The sequence below is a fragment of the Rathayibacter sp. VKM Ac-2856 genome, from assembly GCF_013205055.1.
In the GTDB taxonomy this organism is placed as follows: Bacteria; Actinomycetota; Actinomycetes; order Actinomycetales; family Microbacteriaceae; genus Rathayibacter.
The window spans coordinates 253,108-273,991 of record NZ_JABMLF010000003.1 but is presented as its reverse complement, the minus strand read 5'-3'; the positions used below and the strand labels follow the sequence as shown (position 1 = coordinate 273,991).

Genomic DNA, 20,884 nt, shown 5'->3' with positions numbered 1-20,884 from the left:
GAGTGCAGGAGCGAGGAGTGCGGGGGAGGGCCGCCGGAGCGACGGGGCCGGCTACCCCAGGACGGGCTCGGCCGTTCGCCCCGCCGGCTCCAGGGCCTCGCGCTTCTGCACCCAGCCCGCGGCGTCGCCCCGGCCGAGCAGCAGGTAGGCGAGCCCCGCGGAGACGCCGCCGGCGAGCCAGGAGACGTCGACGCCGCCGAGCGCGGTCGCGGCCGGACCCTGCAGCGCGGGCACGGAGCCGTTCATGAACAGCCAGGTCAGCGTCGCCCCGATGGCGAACGAGAGCAGCGCGCGCCAGCGGACGTCCGGCAGCAGCGGCGAGCCGACCGGGGCGAAGAGGTGCCCGAAGGAGCGGACCCGCGGCTCGAACACCGTGTAGTGCACGAGCACGATCGCGCCCCACGGAGCGACCCAGCCGACCAGGCCGACGAGCCAGGCGTCGAGGGTGGTCGCGAGATCGTCCTGGAAGACGAAGAAGACGGAGGCCGCGAAGGCGAGCACGCCGACGATCAGGCTCAGCGCCTTGCGGCCGAGGCGGATGTCGAGCGCCTGGGTGGCCATGCCGAACGAGTAGATGTTGAGCACGTTCGTCGCGATCGGGCCGTGCACCACGAGCAGCAGCACCGGGATCGCGAGGGCGCCGAAGTTCTCCACGATCAGCTGACCGGGGTCGACCGAGCCGTTCTTGGTGGCGAGGGTGGCGCCGAGGACGCCGAGCCAGACGACGGGGACGAACTGGCCGAGGACGCTCGCGAAGTAGAGCTTGCGGCGCGAGGCGCGGGGGCTGACGAAGCGGGAGTAGTCGCCCGCGTAGGCGAGCCAGGTCAGGCCCCAGCCGATCCCGATCGCGGTCATCACGATCGACATCGCCGCGATCCGATCGCCGCCGGTGAGGGCGCCCTCGGCCGGACCGGCGTAGGACCAGTCGATGTCGAGGAAGAACCAGGCCACGATCGACATCACGGCGAGCACCAGCAGGGTCGGCGGCACCGTCCAGCGCTCGAACGCGGCGATGGCCTTGTAGCCGAGGAACGAGATCGCGACCTGGATCGCCATGATCACCGCGGCGACCGCGATCTTCCAGCCGAGGTTCGCCGACTCCGGATCGACGAGGCCGACGGAGCCGAGCAGCGCGATCACCAGGTCGAGCACGATCCAGGTGTTGATCGCGCACCAGCCGATCACCACGACGGCCTGGATCACGGCCGGCGCGTAGTTGCCGCGGCGGCCGAAGACGGCCCGGCCGACGAGCATCCCCGTGGCACCGGTGCGCTGACCGAGCAGCACGAAGAAGCCGAAGACGGCCATGCCGACGACGTTGCCGAGCACGAGGACGGTGATCGTGTCCCACAGGCCGAGGCCCATGTTCACTCCGAGCGCGCCGAGGACCCAGTTGATCGGGGCGATGTTGGCGCCCGCCCAGATCCAGAACTGCCCGTCCAGGCGCGCGTTGCGGCGGCTGTCGGGGAGCGGTGTCAGCGCGTCCTCGGTGTCGGTGCCGTGCAGGGTGTCGGAGCTCATGGGTGGATCCTCTCGAGACGTGAGGTGGAGCGGGGCGGAGGGGGGACGAACGGGGGACGGCACGGCGATCGCGCGGGCTGTGGAGGGGCGAGCCGTGCGCGGGCGGGGCGAGGTGGAGCGGAGCCGTGCGCGAGCGGGGCGTGGTCGAGCGGCGCCTGGACGAGCGGGGACCGGGCTCGGCGTCGGGCTCCACCCTCCCGGCACGCCGTTTCGGCGACCGTTGCGCCGTGTAAATTCGCGGTGACGCGAGAGGACGTTCTGCATGGTGATCCCGCTGTCCGAGGCGCTCCTGGACCCGCTGCTCGCGGCCGCCCGGCCGGTCATCGTGGCGGGAGGCGCGACCGCCGGCAGGGTGCCGATCCGGTGGGCCCACGCGAGCGAGCAGCTCGACGTCGCGCCACTCCTGCTCGGAGGCGAGCTGCTGCTGATGGAGGGGGTGAACCTCCATTCGGACCAGGATCCGCAGGAGTGCCGCCGCTACGTGGAGTCCCTGGTCAAGGCGGGGATCGGGGCGCTCGCCGTCGAGCTGTCCGATCGCCTGCCGAGCGTGCCCGCGCCGCTCGTCGCGGCCGCGGACGAGCACGGGCTCGCGGTGCTCGCGCTGCCGCACCGCGTGCCGTTCGTGCAGGTCTGCGAGAGCATCAACACCCGGCTCACCGAGCAGAAGTTCCGGAGCCTGCGGGTGGCGGACAGATTGTCCGGACTTCTCGGCGAGGCGGCGGCGTCGGACGCCGGGATCGACGAGCTGCTGCAGGTCGTCGCGAGCGCGACCGGTGCCACCGCCGCGCTCGTCTCGCCCGCCGGCGAGGAGATCGTGCGCGCCGATCCCGGCCGCGGTGTCGACACGAGCCGCACCGCCGGATCCTCCTCCGGGGTGCTGCGGGCCGGCGACTCGCTGCTCGGCACGCTCTTCCTCCGCGCCCACGACGAGGCCGATCTGCACGCCGTGGCCGTCGCGCTCGACCGCGCGCCGGACGTGCTCGCGATCGCGCTGCTCCGGCGCCGGCCGCCGACCAGTCGCGAGCGGCTCGCCGCGCAGCTCTTCGCGGTCGCCACCGCGCCGGCGGTGCGCCCCGACCCGAGCGCCGAGCTGCAGATCGACGCGCTGCTCGGGCGGCTCGGGGTGGAGGACCGGGAGTGCTTCCTCGGCGTCTGGGCGGACGTCGGCGACGACGAGCGCACCCTCCGCTCGGTCCGCTCGGCGCTCGCGGTCGCCGCGCCTGCGGGCCCGGCCCGGGGCCCCGCGCCCGCCGCCGCGGAGAGCGTCGTCTGCGTCGCGGGCGGCGAGCTGCTGGCCCTCCTGGCCTTCCCGGACGCGGCCGCCCGGGAGCGGGCGCGCGGGCTGCTGCTCGGCGAGTGGCCGTCCGGGGCCGGGACGGCCGCGCTGGTCTGCGTGGGCAGCGGAGCGGACGCCTGCGCGCGGGTGCCGCGCGAGCTGGCGGAGGTGCGCGGGGTGCGGGAGTGGACCCGCGTCGCGAGCGGCGTCGTCGACGCGCGGCTGCACCGGCTCGAGCGCTTCGCCAGCACCCTGCGCGACGACGCGGAGGCCGACGCCCTCGTCGAGGAGGTGCTCGGACCGCTCCGCCACGGCCGCCCGGAGCTGCTCGCCACCCTGGAGGCCTTCGCGTCGCACTGGGGCGGCAAGACCGCCACCGCGGCCGCCCTCGGCATCGGGCGGCAGACGCTCTACGACCGCCTCGCTCGCATCGAGGCCCTGATCGGCCCGCTCGACGCCTCGCCGGCCCGCACCCGCGTGCTCCTCACCGCCGTCTCCCTGCACCGCGCCCGCGCGGCCCTGCCCCCGGCGGCGCCCCGCTCGACCCGCCCGTTCCCGCCGCCGCCGGAGCGCTGACGAGGGCGGGAACGGCCGGTCGGGGTCAGCGCGGCGGGAGCGCGGCGCCGGCGACGGCCGAGCTGCCGAGGTCGCTCTGCGGGAGGGCCTCGCCGGACGCGAGGGCCTCGGTCCACGCCGCGGTGGAGGCGACGGCGGCGAAGTTGGAGTTCAGCAGGGCGAGCAGGGTGGTGTGCACGGTCTCGGCGTCGACGGAGCCGGCCGCGTTCGAGATCGCGATGGCGCCCGTCGCGTCGGAGAGCACCTCGGCGCTCAGTCCGTGCGTCTCGGCCTCGGCGGCGGAGGCGAGGATGCAGTTGTTGGTCATGTAGCCGACCAGGGTGATCGTGTCGACGTCGTGCTCGCGCAGCCAGGCGAGGAGGTCGGTGCCGGCGAAGACCGTGCCGTACTGCTTGGTGATCGATCGCCAGTCGTCCCGGCGGCGGCGCTCGATCTCGGGGTGCAGCGCGAAGCCGGGGGTGCCCGGCGCGAAGACGGGCGCTCCCTCGCCGCTGCTGTGCTGGAAGACGGCGACGGGCAGGCCGGCGGCGGTCGCGGCGTCGAGCGCGGCGGTGACGGCGGGCAGTGAGGTCGCGAGCGGCGGGTAGCGGATCTCGAGCGGTCCGGCGAAGTACTCCTGCTGGACGTCGACGAGGATCAGGGCGCGGCGGGGTGCGGTCATGGGGGGACTCCTGGGTCGGGGGCGGTGCGACCAGCCTGGACCTGCTCGGCTGTGCGGCAGGACTGCTGACGAGCGTTCGGGCGGAGACCGTCGAACGGTGGGTCTCGATACGCCCTGCGGGCTACTCGACCAGCATGGAGCGGCGGTGGGTCTCGATACGCCCTGCGGGCTACTCGACCAGCATGGGGCGGCGGTGGGTCTCGGTGCGTTCTGCGGGCTGCTCGACCAGCATGCTGGGGCGGCGGTGGGTCTCGATACGCCCTGCGGGCTACTCGACCAGCATGGGGCGGCGGTGGGTCTCGGTGCGTTCTGCGGGCTGCTCGACCAGCATGCTGGGGCGGCGGTGGGTCTCGATACGCGCTGGGGGCTGCTCGACCAGCAGGGAGGGAGGGACTCCGAGCTGCGGCACGGGGGCGCGATGCTGCACGGATGCTGCCGGTCGGGCTGCCCGCAGCGCGAGCCGCCCGACCGGCGGGGGCGGGGCGCTACTCGGTCTCGGTGCGGGTCTCGGTCTCGTCCGAGGAGGTGATCTCGGTGTCGGTCTCGTCGGCGCGGTCGCGGAGCGCGTCGGCCATGGCGCCCGCGCCCTCGTCGCCGTGGTCGTGGTCGACCTGCTCGATCAGGCCGCTCAGCTTGTCGTCGTTGCTCGCGTCCTCGGCGCCGTCCATGACGGGGCCGTTCTGCTCGGTGTCGCTCATGACTGCCTCTCCGCGCCGCCGGAGGTCGGCCGCGCGCCTCCGACGCTACGGACCGCGCCGCCGCAGCACCCGCCCTTGACGCGGCGCCCGCACCGTGGAAAGGCCTCCGTCGCTCTCAGCGAGCTCCGGCTCGTGGACAGCGGTCCGGCTCGTGGAATCGGACGATTCCGGCGAGCCCGGCCCGATTCCACGAGCCGGACGTGCGGCGAGAACGCGAAAGGCCCGGCTCCTCCGAGGAGGGGCCGGGCCTTTCAGGCGGGGTGGGTCAGTTCTTGATCACCAGGGTGATCGAGGCGCTGGTGCCCACGTTGCCCGCGGCGTCGGTGGCCTTGGCGACCACGACGTAGGTCGCGTTCGGCCAGTTGCGGCTGTTCGCGGTGAGGGCGAAGGTGCCGTCGGCCTGCTTGACGCCGTCGCCGAGCTTGGTCGAGCCCGACCAGAAGGCGACGCTCGAGACGCCGACGTTGTCGCTCGCGCTGGCGACGAGCGTCACGGTGCCGGTCACGGTCGTCTGGCTGGCGGGCGAGACGATCTTGGCCTGGGGCTTCGTGATGTCGGCGCCGGAGGTCGGCGTCGGGGTGGGCGTCGCGGTCGCGGTGGGCGTCGCGGTCGGCTTCGGGGTCGCGGTCGCCGTGGGCGTCGCGGTCGGAGTCGGCGTGGCGGTCGGAGTCGCGGTGGCCGTCGGCGTGGCGGTCGGAGTCGCGGTCGCGGTCGGCGTGGCCGTCGGAGTCGCGGTCGGAGTCGCGGTGGGCGTCGGGGTGACGACGGTCCCGGCCGGGATCGTGCTCACGCCGTAGCCGTAGTAGCGGCCGGAGACCGGACGGGTCGGGTCGCCGGCGAAGCTGCGGCCGCGGTCGACGGTGGCCGACTTGGCCTGGGCGATCACCTGGGCGATGACCTGCGCGGGGGTCTTGCCCACGCAGGATCCGCCGGCCGCGAGGCAGTCGAGGACGACACCGGAGGCGGCGGCCGTCGACATGCTGGTGCCGGTCTGGATGTACGCGTAGGTGTTGCCCTTCTTGGTCGTGTAGGGGCAGGTGCCGGGCGCGGCGATCGTGTGACCGGCGTCAGCGGCGCTGGCGAAGTTGCTGTTCAGCGTGTAGTTGTCGTCCTTGGTGGTCACGTTCGAGCACGGGACGGCCGCGAGCGAGCCCGGCTTGCCGTCGTAGTTCGCGAAGTTCGTGACGGCGAGGACCTCGTCGTAGGCGGCCGGGATGTACTTCGACAGGTCGGCGGAGGAGTTGCCGGCGGCCGAGACCACGGTCACGCCCTTCGCGACGAGGTCGCAGACGGCCTGGTGGATGGTGTCGCCGTTGGTGCGACCGCAGTTGTTGTCGTCGACGCCGTTCGTGGCGAGCGACATGTTGACGACCTTGATGTTGTAGGTCGCGGCGTTCTGCGACACCCAGTCGAGCGCGCACATCAGCGTCGAGATGGTGCCCTTGTTGTTCGCGTCGAGCGCGCGGACCGAGTAGACCGGGGCGCCGGGGGCGATGCCGACGGTGCCGGAGCCGTTGTCGAGCGCGGCCATGTAGCCGGAGACGCCCGTGCCGTGGCCGTTCGCGTCCTCAGCGGTGCCGGAGCCGAAGCAGTTGACCTGCTTGGCCAGGGTGTAGTCGGGGTGGGCGCTCACGCCGGAGTCGATGACCGCGACGGCGGGCCCGTTCCAGTTGGTGACGCCGTCGCCGGCGGTGACCGGGGCCTTGTCGGCCTCCGCGGTCAGGACGTGCGAGGGCATGGTCTGCGCCTGGCCCTCGACCACCTGGTCGGCGGGCGAGAGGCCGAGCACGCGGCTGTCAGCGGCGAGGATCGCGTACTGACGGGCGGTCAGGGTGGCGGTGAAGCCGGAGACGCCTCCGCCGTAGGACTGATCGAGCGAGAGGCCGAGGGCGCTCGCGAGCGTCGTCGACACGGCCTTCGAGTCGACGGTGACGACGTAGCGGCCGGCACCGGTCTGCGCGGACGCGGACTGGACGGTCGCGGCGGCCTGCGCCGGGAGCGCCGAGGCTCCGACGAGACCGGCGGTGACGACCGCGGCGGCGGCGGAGGCCGCGAGGAAGCGGCGCAGACGACCGGCGGGGCGGCGCGTCGAGGTGGAGCGAGGGATCACGAAGGTCCTGTGTTTCTGTGCGGCGGGCGGGGCGGGGAACCGGGGGCTCGCCGGGCAGCAGTGGCCGACGACTGCCGGACGCTGGGAACGACCGGCGGAGAAGAGCAAGGGGGATCAGGAGCCCAAGGTAGCGGTCCCAGGTTTCGGATGCACTACTCTTCGTGATTTCTCAGTGCGCGGGATCTCGATGCGCCCGCTCCGCGGGCCACTCGATCAGCGTGGACCGCCCGCTGCGGCGGCCGACCATGCTGGTCGAGTAGCCCCGCAGGGGCGTATCGAGACCCACTCCTGCAGAGACTGCTGCTGTCGGCGGCGGATCTCGATAGGTCCGCGGTGCGGGCTACTCGATCAGCATGGTGGGCCCGCGGTGCGGGCTACTCGATCAGCATGGGTGGGCCCGCGCGGCGGGCTGCTCGACGGGCGACCGCGCTCAGCGCGGCCGCGGCGCCCGCAGCACGCGGCGGTACACGTCGATGGTCGCGCGGGCGATCGCGTCCCACTCGAGCGCCGAGAGGTCGGCGGAGGCGTCGGCGTCGACCGCGCGCTCGTCCAGCCAGGCCAGCGCGTCGTCGAGGGCGGCGGTGTCGAAGGCGCCGTCGTAGAGCCGCACCCAGTCCGAGCCGACCAGCGCGGCCAGCTCGTGCATCGCGCCGAGATCCGGCACCAGCACCGGCCGGTCGGCCGAGACCGCGAGGATCGCCGATCCGGAGTTCTGGATCGCCGAGTAGGGCAGCACGACCAGGTCGCTCGCCCGCAGCCAGAGCGCCATCCGCTCGTCGCTGAGGAAGGACAGCTCGAGCCGGATCCGCTCGTCGCCGGCCGCCGCCTCCTCGATCACGCCGCGCAGCGGACCGCGGGCCGGGTTGCCGGCGACCGCGAGCAGCGTGCCGTCGTCCTCCCGCTCGCGGAAGCGCTCGATCAGCGTCGGCACGTTCTTGTAGGGCCGGATCTGCCCGACCGACACGACGAGCCGCGCCTCCGGGTCCAGACCGAGCTCCGCGCGCGCCTCGGCGCGGGTCGCCGAGAAGTCGTAGTCGTGCCGGTAGTGCCCGTGCGGTGTCACGTAGGCCGGCACCGCCGCGAGCTCGGGGTAGGAGCGCCGCATCGCGGTCACGCCGTCCTCGGAGAGGCAGACGATCGCGTCGAGGTTCTCGGTCAGCAGGCGCCGGTACCAGTTGCGCAGGAACGCGGTGCCGCGCTCCTCGTGCGAGGTGACGTTGTGCGCGGTCCAGATCAGGCGCGTCCCGCGGAGGCGGGCGACGCGCAGGAACGCGAAGAAGAAGACCAGCCGCGCGACGATCCGGTAGCGGCGGACCCCGCTGAGGAAGGTCAGGTCCGGCCAGTGCAGGTGCACGACGTCGACCTTCGCGACCAGCAGGCGGAGCCAGGAGAGGTCGCGCACGAGCACGCCCTCGGCGGTCATCGCCGTGTAGAGCCGTGCGTTGTAGGGGTTCGCGTAGCGGGTGCGGAAGGCCGGCTCGGCCTCGACCCGCAGGCGGCGGCTCCGCGCGTCCTCGGAGGAGAGCAGCCCGCGCAGGCGCGTGCGCAGGCGGCCGCGGAGGGTGCGGGTCCCGCCGGCGATCATCGGGCCGCCTCCGTCGAGGCGCCGGTGCCGGGCACCCGGCCGAACAGCGTGCGCTCGGCCTCGGGGTAGCCCACCCGCCAGTCGGCGCGGCGCTGCCAGACCTCGGTCCAGGCGCGGCGCTTGCGGCGCGTCGCGGTCTCGAGCAGGGAGCGCACGAGCGCGCCGGCCTGGAGCAGCGCGATGCCGATCCGGGCGGGCAGCGGCTGCCACGCGAGGCGGATCATCGTGGCCTTGCCCGCCATCACCATGCACATCTTGCGACCGGAGTTGCCCGCGGTGGCGGCGTCGCGGGTGGAGGCGCCGACGTCGTGCACGATCACGGCGGTCGGGACGATCACGGGGCGAAGGCCGGCACGGCGCGCGCGGATCGAGAACTCCGCGTCCTCGCCGTAGAGGAAGAAGCGCTCGTCGAGCCGGCCGACCCGCTCGTACTCGTCGCGCGGCATCAGCAGCAGGCAGCCGGTGATGATCGGCACCTCGCGCACGCTGTCGCGCTGCCAGCGGCCGAGCGACTCCGGGTCGAGCAGCGGGTTGCCGCGGAAGGCGGTGGAGAGCATGGTCGCGTAGGTCAGCAGCGACCACAGGCTCGGCGCGCCCCAGCAGGACGAGGGGTCGACGGAGCCATCGGGCCGGAGGGTGCGCCCGCCGTAGACGCCGTAGCGCGGGTTCGCGACGGCGAACTCGATCAGCGCGCGGAAGGAGCCCTCGAGCACGAGCGTGTCGGGGTTGAGCAGCAGCACGAAGCGCTCGGTCGCAGCCGCGACGCCGCGGTTCACGCCGCGGGCGAAGCCGAGGTTGTCGCCCGCCTCGATGACGGTCGCCTCGGGGTGCGCGGCGCGGATCGCCTCCGCACTGCCGTCCTCGGAGCCGTTGTCGACCACGATGACGTGCGGGGGAGTCGGGGCGTCGCCGAGCGGGATGGACGCGAGGCAGGCCAGCGTCTTCTCCCGGGTGTTGTAGCTGACGACGACGATCGCGAGGCTGGTGTCGACGGCCTCAGGCACGATCGGCCTCCGGTCGCTGCCCGATCACCTTGGCGGGGACGCCGCCGGCGATGCAGTTCGCCGGCAGGTCCTTCGTGACCACCGCGCCCGCTCCGACGATCGCGCCGTCGCCGATGGTGACGCCCGCGACGACGACGACGTTGGCGCCGAGCCAGACGTCGCGGCCGATCACGATGTCCTTCTCGATCTTCGGCTGGTCCATCACGGGCGTGCCCTGGACGATGCCGTAGTTCGAGGCGGTGATCGTGACGTTCGGCGCCAGCAGGCACTTCGCGCCGAGGGTGATCCGGCCGGTGCTGTTGCCCGCCCAGAGGAGCGAGTTCTCGCCGATGTGGGTGCCGGCGCCGAGCGTGATCCGCTCGGCGTTCCGGAACGACACGTTCGGCGCGAACGAGACGTCGGCCCCGCGGGTGAGCCGCGGCACCTGGTCCGCGTGGCTGTACGCGTGGAAGTGCAGCAGGCGCACGGCCTGCAGGTACGTGCGCACCTTGGTGAGGGTGCGCAGCGGTCCGCCGCCCTGGCTCATCGGCCGGCTCCGTTCGGGGTCGTGTCAGTGGGGGTGTCGGCCGCGGTCGTGTCGGTCGGGGCCGCGTCGTTCGAAGCCGTGGCGTCCGCCGGCGCGTCGTCCTCGGCCTCCGCGAGCGGATCGATCACCGGGGCGCCGATCTCGGTCAGCGAGGCGGCGACGGAGTCGATGAAGCGGTCGGCGTCGAGGTCCGAGCGCACCGAGATCGCGATGTCGAGGCGCTTCGTGAAGGAGCTCGCGAACACCGCGGCCTCGTCGTCCGGCTCGGTCACCGGCCAGAGCGTCATCGAGGCGAGCTCGGCGCCGCCGAACCAGCGCGGGCGGAGGAAGACGGGGAGGTAGGACGCGTAGCCCTGCCAGTCCTTCTGCCCGCGGGTGATCCCGCTCTCGCCGGTCTCGACGGCGCGCTGCACCTGCTCGCGCACCGCCGCCACCGTCTCCGCGAGACCGAGCGCCACCGGCACGGCGACGCGCACCATCGACACGTGGTTGCGCTTGACCTCGTTCTTCTCCCGGCGCGGCGACACGGGGACGAGGGTGGCGATCTCCTGGCGCTCCGGGTGCAGCGCGGCGAAGGCGTGCAGCGCGAGCGCGACGGTCAGGTCGGCGACCGAGCCGCCGGCCGCGCGGGCCGCCGACTTCGCGGTCTTGAGGTCGACGGTGAGGATCGCGGCGTCGCGCGGCTTGATGCTGCGCTCGAGCAGTCCCGAGCGGCGGATCCACCAGTCGCGGGCGGAGCGGATGTTGCGCCCGCCGACGCGGGTGATCCGCTTCTTCAGCGGCTTGCGCTTCCACTCGGTCCACTCGTCGGCGAGCGACGCGTGCGTCGACGCGATCTGCCGCCGGGCGGCGAGCGTGAGCGAGATCGGTCCGCGCGGCGGCCGCGGGTCGTCGGGGAAGCGCAGCGGCCGGCGGGTGTACGCCGGGAACTCGATGGGCTCGCCCGAGGTGAACGCCTGGATCAGCACGAGGCCGAACATGCCGTCGCCCAGCGCGTGGTGGATCCGCACCGCGAAGCCGAGCTGCCCGGTCGAGAGCTCGATCACGAGGATGTCCCAGAGCGGCCCCTTCGGATCCATCGGCCCGTTGAAGGCGCCGGTGAGCAGCTCGACGTGGCGCGGGTCCCACTCGACGACGCCCGGGTGGAAGCGCACGTGGTCGCGGACGTCGATCTCGTCGACCGACACCCAGGACGGCGTGAACAGCCCGAGCGGCGCGCGGGCTAGCCGCTGCCGCACCGACGGGGAGGTGCGGATGAACGCCTCCCAGGCGGAGTACACGAGGTCGCGGTCGAGCGAGCCGTCCGCGCGGCGGAACGGGGTGCCGTCGATGATCATCGAGCCGGTGGGCCGGGCGACCTCGTAGACGACGGCGTTCGAGACGAACTTCTCGTCGAGGGTGCGCAGCGGCTCGGCGTGCGGTCGCCCGGTACGGCGAGGGTGTCGGGTCATGGCGGTGCTCCCTGGTCGGAGGCGGAGGAGGGGAGCGGTCAGCTCGGGGTGCCGGCGGGCGCCGAGCCGGCCGACGCGGGGCCTGCAGACGTGGGGCCGGTCTGCAGCCGGATCGGCGTCGGCGGGTACTCGTCGACGAACGTCGAGCCGGAGAGACGGAGGTGGCGCGAGCGGAGGTAGCCGCGCAGGATGCCCTCGACCATCGCGAGCTCGTCGCGCGCGCCGCGGCCGCGCCGCTTCGCCGAGCGCACCAGGCGCCGGCCGCTGCGCACGGCGAGGGTCGCGGTCAGGCGGGCGCCGACCTTCGGCGACAGGCGCCACCACTTGCCCACGAGCGCGCCGAGGCCGAGGCCGTAGCCGCGCATCAGGCGCCGATACGCGACGGGGTTGCGGGTGTTGACGTGCAGGACGACGCTGTCGGGCACGAAGACCGCGGTGCCGCCCGCGGCGAGGGCGCGGCAGAAGATGTCGAGGTCCTCGGCGCCGGCCAGGTAGCGGCCCGCCCCGAGGGTGTCGTCGAAGGCGCCGAGGGTCTGCAGGACGTCGCGGCGGAAGGCCATCACCGCGCCGTGGCCGGCGTCGAGCCCGCGGACGGCGCTGCGGTAGACGATGCGGTCGGTCGGCGCCACGTCGGTGTCGACGAGGGTGTGGTCGAGCATCCGCCCGGTCGCCACGGTGACGTGCTCGTCCTCGAACGCCCGCAGCAGCGCCTCGATCCAGCCCGGCGTCGGCGCGCAGTCGTCGTCCGTGTAGACGACGATCCGCCGGTCGCTCGCGTCGAGCCCGATGTTGCGGGCGATCGAGAGGCCCTTGGTGTCGGTGCGCACGTAGCGGGTGCCCGCCGCGAGAGCGACCTCGCGGGTGCGGGCGTCGGTCGACGCGGAGTCGACGACGATCACCTCGACCGCGGGGTCGGTGCCCGCCGCGATCGACGCGAGGGCCTCCCGCAGCATGTCGGGCCGCTCGCGCGTGCACAGGATGATCGAGACGTCGCGGGGGGCCAGGGCCCCGGATGTCGGGGCGGGAGCGGTCACGGCGTCCTCGGCTGGTCGGAGCGGTCGTCGGAGGCGGAGCGGTCGGCGGGTCGGTCGTCGGAGCGGTCGGCGGCGGCGGCGTCGCGGTCCTCGCGGACGAGCACCATCGCGGCGCGGTACGCGGCCACGAGGTCGACGCTCGCGCGCTCCCAGGTCAGGTTGTCGCGGTTGTCCAGGGCGGCGCGGCGCAGGCGCGCGAGCAGGGCGCGGTCGGAGGAGACCAGATCGAGGTGCGCGGTGAGCGTCTCCACGTCGCGCGGCTCGTGCACTAGCCCCTGCACGCCGTCCTCGAGGTTCGCCCCGGCGGCGGAGGAGACCAGCGGCACGCAGCCGGCGGCCTGCGCCTCCGAGGTGACCAGGGCGCTGCCCTCCTCGATGGTCGGCAGGATCAGCACGTCCGCGTTCGCGAACACCCCGGCGACATCGCCCGTGAAGCCGCACAGCTCGACGCTCGGCTGCTCGAGAAGTCCGGCGAGGCGCTCCCGGTAGCCCGGGGTGAAGTCGCCGTAGACGCGGAAGCGGCCGGTGGTGCTGGCCGTCGACTCCTGCCAGGCCTGCAGCGCGTAGAGCAGGCCCTTGCGCGGCTCGATCCGACCGACGAAGACCGCGGTGAAGACGTGGTCGGGCTCGTCGCGCGGGTCCGGGTCGAACGAGCGGGTCGTGTCGACCTCGGCGCCGTAGCGGTGGCGCAGGAGCTTGCGCGGCGAGAAGCCCTTCTCGAGGAAGGTGCTCTCGACCGAGGCGGACGGCACGAGGATCGCGGTCGCCGCGGCCCACTCGCGCTCCTCGCGGCGCAGGCGCACCGCGTTGTAGGTGTGGGGGGAGCCGGGGGGCGGCGTGATGCCCAGGCGCTCGTACTCCTCCGCGACGACCTCGAAGGCGTGCGCGGTGTGGGTGTTCGGGGCCTCGCGCACCGAGGGCACGCCCTGGCGGGCGGCCTCGTCGAAGGTGCGGGCCGAGCCCCACGGCCAGCCGTGCACGACGTCGTAGTCGCCCTCGGCCAGGATCCGCGCGGTGACGCGGTCGTGGTGAGCGATGGAGCGGCTGCGGCCGAAGAGGCGGTGCGGCAGGCGGACCCCGCCGACGGTGAGGGTGGTCACGGCGCGAGCGACCGGGCCGAGCTGCTCCGTGATCGAGGCAGCGACGACGGTGACGCGGTGGCCGGCGGCGACGAGGGAGCGGACCTGGTGCAGCGCGGTCCAGCCGATGCCCGGCGAGCCGATGCCGTGCGGGAACGAGTAGAGGATCGACAGGGGCGCCCCGGCGGACGGCCGTGCGTCAGCGGGCGCGACGGACGGGACGCTCGTCAGAGGAGCGTCGAGGTCTCGGTCGGTGCTGTCGTGCTCGGTGTGTCGGCGGTCGGGTGGGTCTGCGGCAGTGGTGGAGCACTGGTGCTCATCATCCATGCGTCTCCTGTCGTGAGGGCGGCGCGCTCAGGAATGAACTTTAGCCACCATCCTCGACCACCTGAGAGGAACGCAAGTCCACTCCCGGCTCGGCGAGTCGTCGCTCCCGCAGACTTAACACAGCCGCAATACTTCCGGCATCCGCATGCCGTGGGTTATGGTCACAATGAGTGTGTCGGGGCACCGCACTCAGTGGGGTCCCGGTTCTGTGCTCGTTCCGGCCCCTTCGAGGCATGCCCGAAGGCCGGTGCGAACGCCGCACCTGCACCGCTCCGAAACCGCCCTTCGCACCAGGCTTGCGTCGTCCCAGACCTCGACAGCCGCAATAACCCGTTCCGCCATCACCGCCGTGATGGACGGAGGCGTTGCTCCATCGATTGCAGCAGCAGTGCAACCTCCGAGCATGCGGCGCGTCCCCGAGGTCCCACACCTCGCCGTCTGGAAGTCGAGACCGAGATGTCCGTCCCCCTTTACCTTCGAGTGCTCTGGAGCTACAAATGGCTCCTCGCGGTCGGCCTCGTCGTCGCCGTCCTGGCCGCCATGGTCGCCGGATACACCGTCAAGGACGGTGAGGTCGTCTCGCGCGCCGAGTCGGCCTACCGCTCCGACACCACGATCCTGCTCGGCGGAGGCTCCCGGAACCCGCTCCAGGCGGTCGAGCCCGGCCAGGCGCTGCAGGAGGGCACCTCCGAGGCCCAGCAGAACGACCTGACGAACACCGCGGTCATCTACGCGTACATCGTCAGCGGCTCCGAGATCCGCGCGCAGGTCGAGCAGGCCATCGGCGGATTCGCCGACACCGAGGCCCTCTCCGCCGTCCGCCGCACCACGCAGCCGGCCGGCACCGAGCAGAACCCGGGCCGCTTCAGCCTCCCGATCCTCTCGATCGTCGGCGAGTCGACCGACCCGGCCCGCGCCGTCCTGATCTCGCAGACCGCGACCCAGATCTTCCAGGGCTACATCACCGCCCAGCAGGACGCCCAGGGCGTCGCCCCCGAGCTCCGCGTCACCCTCCAGGTCACCGACCAGGGCGCCGCTGTCGAGCAGGAGGGGTCGAACCCGATCATCCCGATCGCGATCACCGGTCTCGGCGTCTTCCTCGCCTTCATCGCGCTCGCCTTCATCCTCTACAACATCCGCATCTCGCGGGAGCGCGTCACCGCCAACCGCGGCAGCCAGCGCCGCGGCGAGTCCTTCCGGCGCGGCCCGGCCCTGACCGGCACCGCGTCCGAGGACGGCCGGCGCCCCGCCGCCCTCGGCACCGCCCCCGAGAACACCGCCGGGTCGGGTGAGCTGGCCTCCTCCGGGAAGCGCAGCGCCACCTGAGGCGGTCGCAGCAGATGAGCACGCAGACTCTGAAGGGGACCCCACTCGGGGTCCCCGGGAACGACGACCCCTACGCGGGTGAGATCCTCGTCCGCCGGACCTTCACGGTCCGCGCCGTCCTGGCGACCGTCCTGCTCGCGGCCGTCGCCGTCGCAGCGGTCTACTACCTCAATCCGCTGTACGCGGGGGCGATCCTCTTCGGGATCTCGTTCCTGTACCTGACGCGCAAGCTCGTCTTCAACTGGACCGGGGCGTTCATCGTCCTGCTCGGCGTGATCATGTTCATCCCGGTCCGGTACTACGCCCTGCCGATCCCGCTCGGATTCGCCCTGGAGCCGTACCGGCTCGTCATCGTGCTGATGGTCGTCGCGGCCATCGTCGCGCTGATGATCGACCCGGTCTTCGTCTGGCGCCCGGCCGCGTTCGGCTGGCCGATCGGCATCTGGGTCGCCTCGAGCCTGCTCTCGATCGCGGCGAACGTGCAGTTCATCTCCGAGGGCAACCTCGGCAGCGGGGTCGCCGGCGCGATCGTCAACGACCTGCTGATGCTGTCGGTCTTCTTCGTGGCCCGGCTCGTGATGCGCAACGAGAAGCTGATCGAGGCCTTCCTGACCTTCCTGGTCTGGTCGGCCGTGGTCGTCGCCTTCTTCGCCGTCATCGAGCGCGCGACGCAGCAGAACATCTTCACGATGCTCGACAAGTTCCTGCCGCTCGAGCGCCTCGGCGCCGAGCAGGAGGCCTACCGCGCGGGCGGCTACCGCTCGTTCGGCTCGTCGCAGCACCCGATCGCCCTGGCCGTCATGTTCACCATGATGATCCCGATCGCGATCTACCTCTCGAAGTACGCCCGCTGGCCCTTCAACGAGATCAACCGCCGGATCATCTACTACGGCACGATCCTCGCGCTGCTGCTCGGCGTCGTCACCGCGGTCTCCCGCACGGCGATCGTCACCCTCGGCGTGATGTTCCTGCTCACGCTGATCCTGCGGCCGAAGATCGGCGGCTACCTGCTGCTCGGCATGATCCCGGTCCTCGGTCTCGGCTTCGTGCTGATCCCGAAGATCCTCACGGACATGATCGGCTCGTTCCTCGACCCCGACGCCCTCATCGCCTCGCAGTACACCTCCGCGGGCATGGCGGGCGCGGGCCGTCTGGCCGACCTCGAGCCGGCGATGGCGATCGTGCGCGAGCACCCCTTCTTCGGCACCGGAGTCGGCAGCCGCATCGTGGTCGGCGAGGACAAGAACGCGTTCATCCTCGACAACCAGTGGCTGGGCACGCTGCTCGACGGCGGCGCCGTGGGCGTCATCGGCCTGGCCGTGCTGTTCCTGGTGCCGATCGTGATGCTGCTGCGCTACTCGTTCAAGAGCACGACGACCCCGCAGTACGCGAGCCTCGCGTTCGCGATCGCGATCCTGCTGCTCGGCTACACGGTCGCCGCGTACTTCTACGACGCCTTCGGTTTCTTCCAGGCCTTCATGCTCTTCTGGATCCTCCTGGCCGTCGGGGCCTGGGTGCTCACGGAGGCGCCGCGGAAGTCGACCCGTCGACGTCTGTCGCCGGAGGAGGCGGGGCACGTCTCCGCGTTCACCCGCGGCGGTCCGCACATCCCGGTGGGTCAGCCCGCCCTCGGCTCGCACGTCGGCGCTCACGTCGTCCGCAAGCCGGCTCCGATCGAGTCGTGAGCGCCCGCGTCAGCGTCGTCATCCCCGCGCACGACGAGGGGGCGGTGATCGCCCGGCTCCTCCGCGCCCTCGTGGACGGGGACCCGGAGGGCCGGCTCGAGATCGTGGTCGGCGCGAACGGCTGCACCGACGACACCGCGGCCGTGGCCCGGGCCGTCGATCCGCGGATCCTGGTGGCGGAGACGCCCCGGGCGTCGAAGATCGCCGGCCTCAACGCGGCCGACGAGATCGCCACGGTGCTCCCGCGGATCTACGTGGACGCCGACGTGTCGGTGTCGGCCGAGACGCTCCTGGCGCTCGGCGACGAGCTGGCCCGCCCCGGCGGACCGCTCGCCGCCGCGCCGGAGTTCCGCGTCGACACCCGCGGGGCCTCCTGGCCCGTCCGCGCCCACTACTCGATCTGGGAGCTCTCCGACTACCGGGCCCCTGGCCTCGTCGGCTCCGGGATCTACGGCCTCTCGGCCGAGGGGCGGAGCCGCTTCGGCGCCTTCCCCGAGATCATCGCCGACGACCGCTTCGTCCAGCAGCTCTTCACCCCCGAGGAGCGGCTGACGCTCCCCGGCCGGTCCTTCTCCGTGAAGGCCCCGCGCCGGATGCGCAACCAGATCAAGCGCACCGTCCGCATCGCGATCGGCAACGCCCAGCTCGCGGCGTCCGGTCTCGTGCCCGAGCAGTCCGGCCCCGGCGGCGGCGGCCCGGTCGCGCTGCTGAAGCGCGTCCTGCGCCGGCCCTCCCTGTGGCTGGCCTTCCCGATCTACTGCTACGGCTATCTGCGACCCCGCCTCGAGGCGCGGTCGATCATCGCTCGAGGAGGCGTACCCGAATGGAACCGCGACGAGACGACGCGCGCGTGACGGGGTCGACCCCCGCGGGCGGCTCCTCCGCCCGTCACGGCGCTTCGGCGACCGACGCCCAGATCGAGGCGGCGATCGACGACACCGCCCACACCACCGAGACCCTGGCGACCGACGCGATCGCGCAGTCGCCGACCGTGGGGGACGGGCCGAACCTGCCGCCCAAGCGCGCCGGCTCCGACCTCGGCCACAAGGCCAGCCGCGGGGTCATCCAGACCCTCGGCGGCCTGTGGGGCAAGACCGCGATCCAGCTGATCTCGACGATCGTGCTGGCGCGCCTGCTCTCGCCGAGCGACTTCGGCCTGCTCGCAGCGGTCACCGCGATCGTCGGCGTCGCGGATCTCGTGCGCGACTTCGGCCTGACCGGCGCGATCATCCAGGCCAAGAAGATGAGCGAGACCGTCTGGCGGTCGGTGCTCTGGCTGTCGGTCGCGCTCGGCGTGGTCGGCACGATCGTGATCGGCGCCTCCGCCTGGCTCATCGCCGGCATCTACAACGAGCAGGCGCTCGTCGTCCTCACCCTCGCGGTCGCGCCGACGCTCCTCATCAACAGCCTCTGCATGCCGCTCCAGGCTCGCGTGCAGAAGGAGATGAAGTTCGGCCTGATGGCCCAGATCGACGTGATCTCGATGCTCGTCGGCGTCATCGGCTCGATCATCGCGGCCTTCCTCGGCTGGGGCGTCTGGTCGCTCGTCGTGCTGCAGGGCGGCGCGCTGATCTACCGCTTCATCGCGCTCTGGGTCGCCGCCCGCCCCACCTTCGGCCGCCCGCAGATCTCGCGCGAGGTCATCCCGCTGGTCACCACCGGCGGAAGCATCTTCGGCGTCCAGCTGCTCAACTACTTCGCCCGCAACGTCGACAACGTGCTGATCGGCGCGCAGCTCGGCACCGGCGTGCTCGGTCAGTACACGCGGGCCTACTCGCTCTTCCTGCTCCCGCTGCAGCAGCTGAACGGCCCGCTCGGCCGCGTCGCGCTGCCGGTGCTCTCCTCGCTCCAGGACGACGGCGAGCGCTACCGCCGCTACGTCCGCGGCGCGCTGCTCGTGATCGGCTACCTCACCCTGCCGACCTTCGGCGTGCTCGCCGCGCTGGCCGGGCCCCTGGTCGAGCTGCTGCTCGGCTCGCAGTGGTCCTCGTCCGCGACGATCCTGTCGCTGCTGTCCATCGCGGGCATCGCGCAGGGCATCGGCAACGTGCAGGGCTGGATCTACATCTCGCTCGGCCGCGTGCACCGCCAGCTCGTCTACTACGTGGTCACCCGCCCGCTCGTCATCGGCTCGTTCTTCGTGGGCCTGTGGTGGAACGGCGTCGAGGGTCTCGCGCTCCTCTACGGCCTCACCACCCTGGCGCTGCTGGTGCCCGGCTTCTGGCTGGCGATCCGCGGCACCTTCGTCCGCGGCTCCGATGTCATCGTGCCGGTCCTGCGCCCCGCGCTCGTCGTGCCGTTCATGTTCGGCGCTGCCTGGGCCGTCGGCGCGTACACCGACCTGCCCGCGATCCTGCACCTGATCGTCGGCGGTCTCGCCTCGCTGGTGCCGCTGGCGCTCGCGATGGCGATCCCCGCCTACCGCCGCGACATGAACCAGATCCTGGCGTTCGTGAAGCAGGTCCGGAAGCCCAAGCCCAAGGGCCCGGCGGCGCCCGCGTCGCCGGCGTCCCCGACCACCCCGGCCGCCGATGGAGGCGCAGCATGACCCGCACCACCCGCTCCCGTCGCGCCGGCGTCCTCGCCGTCGTGGCCGTGGCCGCCGCGCTGCTGGCCGGCTGCACCTCCGCCCCGACGCCCGCCGAGACGACCGAGCCCGCCGCCTCGGGCGAGCTGCCCTTCGCGGCCGGCTCGATCGCCGCGATGGGCGACTCGATCTCGGTCGGCGTGGCCGCCTGCGGGCAGAACAAGCCCTGCCCCAGCGCGTCGTGGACCACCGGCGAGGACGAGACGGTCGACTCGGTCGCCCGCCGCGCCGGCGAGTCCGTCGGCGCCGTGCCCGAGATCGAGAACGTCGCCTCCAAGGGCGCGACCTCGGCCGAGCTGCCCGGCCAGGCCGAGAAGGCGGTCGCCGCCGCCCCCGACCTCGTCACGATCCTGATCGGCGCGAACGACGTCTGCCGCAAGAACAGCGCCGACATCACCACGCCGGACGCCTTCCGCACCAATGTCACGACCGCGCTCTCGACGCTCTCCACCGGCGCTCCGGAGGCGACGATCTTCGTCTCCTCCGTGCCGAACCTGCTCGACTTCTTCGAGACCGAGCGGACCGACGCCGAGGCCGTCTCGCGCTGGGCCGGCAGCTCCAACTGCAACTCGCTGCTCTACCAGCCCACCTCCGACGACGCGGAGTCGCAGGCCCGCCGCGACAACGTCTCGACGACGATCGACGCCTACAACGACGTCCTGGCCGACGTCTGCGGGGCGACCGCGAACTGCGTCTACGACCAGGGCGCGCTGCACGACTTCGACGTCACCTCCGACGACATCTCCGACGTCGACCACTTCCACCCGTCCCTGGCGGGCCAGGCGAAGCTCGCGGACATCGCCTGGACGGCACTGCTCGCCAACGCCTCCTGACGCGCTGAGCGGGCGCCTGCGGGCGCTGAGGACCGACCCTGAGGGCGGGGGAGCTGCGGCTCCTCCGCCCTCTCGGCGTGCCGGGGGCGTGCGGCGCCGCGGAGCCGAGGCCCGGCGCGCGCATCCTCGGCTCGTGGAATCGCGTCCGGCTCGCGGAAAGCGGTGCTTTCAGCGTGCCGAAGTGGTTTCCGCGTGCCGGAGATCCGCACGTGCATGTTCGGCTCGCGGAATCGCGTCCGGCTCGCGGAATCAGAAGTGTCTAGCGTGCCGGAGCGGTTTTCGCGTGCCGGAGATCCGCACGTGCATGTTCGGCTCGCGGAATCGCGTCCGGCTCGCGGAATGTGGTGTTTTCAGCGTGCCGGAGCGGTTTTCACGTGCCGAAGCTCCGCACGTGCATGTTCGGCTCGCGAAATCGCGTCCGGCTCGTGAAATGACGTCCGGCTCGCGGAATGTGGTGTTTTCAGCGTGCCGGAGTGGTTTCTGCGTGCCGGAGCTCCGGGCATGCATGTTCGGCTCGTGAAACCACCTCCGGCTCGTGGAATGTGGTGCTTTCAGCGTGCCGGAGTGGTTTCTGCGTGCCGGAGGTCCGGGTGTGCAGGTTCGGC

Annotated in this window: 16 protein-coding genes; 6 read left to right on the top strand and 10 right to left on the bottom strand. The window is 72.6% G+C overall.

Annotated elements, in window-relative coordinates:
• Positions 1-51 precede the first annotated feature (51 nt).
• Positions 52-1,521: a cytosine permease gene (locus HQQ82_RS11840; RefSeq protein ID WP_216848534.1), complete on the bottom strand. Its 1,470-nt coding sequence runs from the start codon at positions 1,519-1,521 to the stop codon at positions 52-54.
• Positions 1,522-1,783: 262 nt separating this feature from the next.
• On the opposite strand from HQQ82_RS11840, the gene HQQ82_RS11835 reads away from it, so the two are divergent.
• Positions 1,784-3,373, top strand: a complete 1,590-nt coding sequence (locus tag HQQ82_RS11835; RefSeq protein WP_173233388.1) for a PucR family transcriptional regulator — start codon at positions 1,784-1,786, stop codon at positions 3,371-3,373.
• 25 nt (positions 3,374-3,398) lie between these two features.
• Here HQQ82_RS11835 and HQQ82_RS11830 read toward each other — a convergent pair whose 3' ends face one another.
• The 9 genes from HQQ82_RS11830 to HQQ82_RS11790 all read right to left on the bottom strand — a co-directional run bounded on the left by HQQ82_RS11830 (position 3,399) and on the right by HQQ82_RS11790 (position 13,848).
• Positions 3,399-4,034 (bottom strand): isochorismatase family protein, encoded by a 636-nt coding sequence (locus HQQ82_RS11830; RefSeq protein ID WP_173233387.1) that lies wholly within the window; start codon positions 4,032-4,034, stop codon positions 3,399-3,401.
• A gap of 485 nt (positions 4,035-4,519) precedes the next feature.
• The gene (locus HQQ82_RS11825) at positions 4,520-4,732 is read right to left on the bottom strand and encodes a hypothetical protein (protein WP_173233385.1); all 213 of its coding nucleotides are present in this window, start codon (positions 4,730-4,732) and stop codon (positions 4,520-4,522) included.
• Positions 4,733-4,997: 265 nt separating this feature from the next.
• Positions 4,998-6,842 (bottom strand): S8 family serine peptidase, encoded by a 1,845-nt coding sequence (locus HQQ82_RS20615; protein ID WP_173233383.1) that lies wholly within the window; start codon positions 6,840-6,842, stop codon positions 4,998-5,000.
• 430 nt (positions 6,843-7,272) lie between these two features.
• On the bottom strand, positions 7,273-8,427 hold the full coding sequence (locus HQQ82_RS11815) for a glycosyltransferase family 4 protein (RefSeq protein WP_173233381.1): 1,155 nt from the start codon (positions 8,425-8,427) through the stop codon (positions 7,273-7,275).
• Positions 8,424-9,431, bottom strand: coding sequence for a glycosyltransferase family 2 protein (locus HQQ82_RS11810; protein WP_173233379.1), 1,008 nt, complete (start codon positions 9,429-9,431; stop codon positions 8,424-8,426). The genes HQQ82_RS11815 and HQQ82_RS11810 overlap by 4 nt, the downstream gene beginning before the upstream one ends.
• Complete coding sequence (locus HQQ82_RS11805; RefSeq protein ID WP_123705671.1) at positions 9,424-9,957, bottom strand: DapH/DapD/GlmU-related protein; 534 nt, start codon at positions 9,955-9,957, stop codon at positions 9,424-9,426. The genes HQQ82_RS11810 and HQQ82_RS11805 overlap by 8 nt, the downstream gene beginning before the upstream one ends.
• The gene (locus tag HQQ82_RS11800) at positions 9,954-11,408 is read right to left on the bottom strand and encodes a wax ester/triacylglycerol synthase domain-containing protein (protein WP_173233378.1); all 1,455 of its coding nucleotides are present in this window, start codon (positions 11,406-11,408) and stop codon (positions 9,954-9,956) included. Before HQQ82_RS11800 ends, HQQ82_RS11805 begins: the two co-directional genes overlap by 4 nt.
• Positions 11,409-11,446: 38 nt before the next feature.
• Positions 11,447-12,442, bottom strand: coding sequence for a glycosyltransferase family A protein (locus HQQ82_RS11795; RefSeq protein WP_173233376.1), 996 nt, complete (start codon positions 12,440-12,442; stop codon positions 11,447-11,449).
• The gene (locus HQQ82_RS11790; protein ID WP_173233374.1) at positions 12,439-13,848 is read right to left on the bottom strand and encodes a glycosyltransferase family 4 protein; all 1,410 of its coding nucleotides are present in this window, start codon (positions 13,846-13,848) and stop codon (positions 12,439-12,441) included. Before HQQ82_RS11790 ends, HQQ82_RS11795 begins: the two co-directional genes overlap by 4 nt.
• Positions 13,849-14,304: 456 nt before the next feature.
• Here HQQ82_RS11790 and HQQ82_RS11785 point away from each other — a divergent pair, with 456 nt between their 5' ends.
• The 5 genes from HQQ82_RS11785 to HQQ82_RS11765 are packed head-to-tail and all read left to right on the top strand — an operon-like array spanning position 14,305 to position 20,279.
• Positions 14,305-15,174 (top strand): hypothetical protein, encoded by an 870-nt coding sequence (locus HQQ82_RS11785; protein WP_173233372.1) that lies wholly within the window; start codon positions 14,305-14,307, stop codon positions 15,172-15,174.
• A gap of 14 nt (positions 15,175-15,188) precedes the next feature.
• Entirely contained in the window at positions 15,189-16,859 is a 1,671-nt protein-coding gene (locus HQQ82_RS11780; protein WP_173233370.1) for an O-antigen ligase, read from the top strand.
• Positions 16,856-17,713, top strand: a complete 858-nt coding sequence (locus HQQ82_RS11775) for a glycosyltransferase (RefSeq protein WP_173233368.1) — start codon at positions 16,856-16,858, stop codon at positions 17,711-17,713. The genes HQQ82_RS11780 and HQQ82_RS11775 overlap by 4 nt, the downstream gene beginning before the upstream one ends.
• Positions 17,683-19,407, top strand: a complete 1,725-nt coding sequence (locus HQQ82_RS11770; protein ID WP_173233367.1) for a lipopolysaccharide biosynthesis protein — start codon at positions 17,683-17,685, stop codon at positions 19,405-19,407. Before HQQ82_RS11775 ends, HQQ82_RS11770 begins: the two co-directional genes overlap by 31 nt.
• On the top strand, positions 19,404-20,279 hold the full coding sequence (locus tag HQQ82_RS11765) for a GDSL-type esterase/lipase family protein (protein WP_173233365.1): 876 nt from the start codon (positions 19,404-19,406) through the stop codon (positions 20,277-20,279). The genes HQQ82_RS11770 and HQQ82_RS11765 overlap by 4 nt, the downstream gene beginning before the upstream one ends.
• Positions 20,280-20,884: the final 605 nt, after the last annotated feature.

Excerpts from the sequence above, each read along its gene's own strand:
- HQQ82_RS11840 (WP_216848534.1), bottom strand. The coding sequence starts at position 1,521 with ATGAGCTCCGACACCCTGCACGGCACCGACACCGAGGACGCGCTGACA.
- HQQ82_RS11835 (WP_173233388.1), top strand. The coding sequence starts at position 1,784 with ATGGTGATCCCGCTGTCCGAGGCGCTCCTGGACCCGCTGCTCGCGGCC.
- HQQ82_RS11830 (WP_173233387.1), bottom strand. The coding sequence starts at position 4,034 with ATGACCGCACCCCGCCGCGCCCTGATCCTCGTCGACGTCCAGCAGGAG.
- HQQ82_RS11825 (WP_173233385.1), bottom strand. The coding sequence starts at position 4,732 with ATGAGCGACACCGAGCAGAACGGCCCCGTCATGGACGGCGCCGAGGAC.
- HQQ82_RS11815 (WP_173233381.1), bottom strand. The coding sequence starts at position 8,427 with ATGATCGCCGGCGGGACCCGCACCCTCCGCGGCCGCCTGCGCACGCGC.
- HQQ82_RS11805 (WP_123705671.1), bottom strand. The coding sequence starts at position 9,957 with ATGAGCCAGGGCGGCGGACCGCTGCGCACCCTCACCAAGGTGCGCACG.
- HQQ82_RS11800 (WP_173233378.1), bottom strand. The coding sequence starts at position 11,408 with ATGACCCGACACCCTCGCCGTACCGGGCGACCGCACGCCGAGCCGCTG.
- HQQ82_RS11790 (WP_173233374.1), bottom strand. The coding sequence starts at position 13,848 with ATGGATGATGAGCACCAGTGCTCCACCACTGCCGCAGACCCACCCGAC.
- HQQ82_RS11785 (WP_173233372.1), top strand. The coding sequence starts at position 14,305 with ATGTCCGTCCCCCTTTACCTTCGAGTGCTCTGGAGCTACAAATGGCTC.
- HQQ82_RS11780 (WP_173233370.1), top strand. The coding sequence starts at position 15,189 with ATGAGCACGCAGACTCTGAAGGGGACCCCACTCGGGGTCCCCGGGAAC.
- HQQ82_RS11770 (WP_173233367.1), top strand. The coding sequence starts at position 17,683 with ATGGAACCGCGACGAGACGACGCGCGCGTGACGGGGTCGACCCCCGCG.
- HQQ82_RS11765 (WP_173233365.1), top strand. The coding sequence starts at position 19,404 with ATGACCCGCACCACCCGCTCCCGTCGCGCCGGCGTCCTCGCCGTCGTG.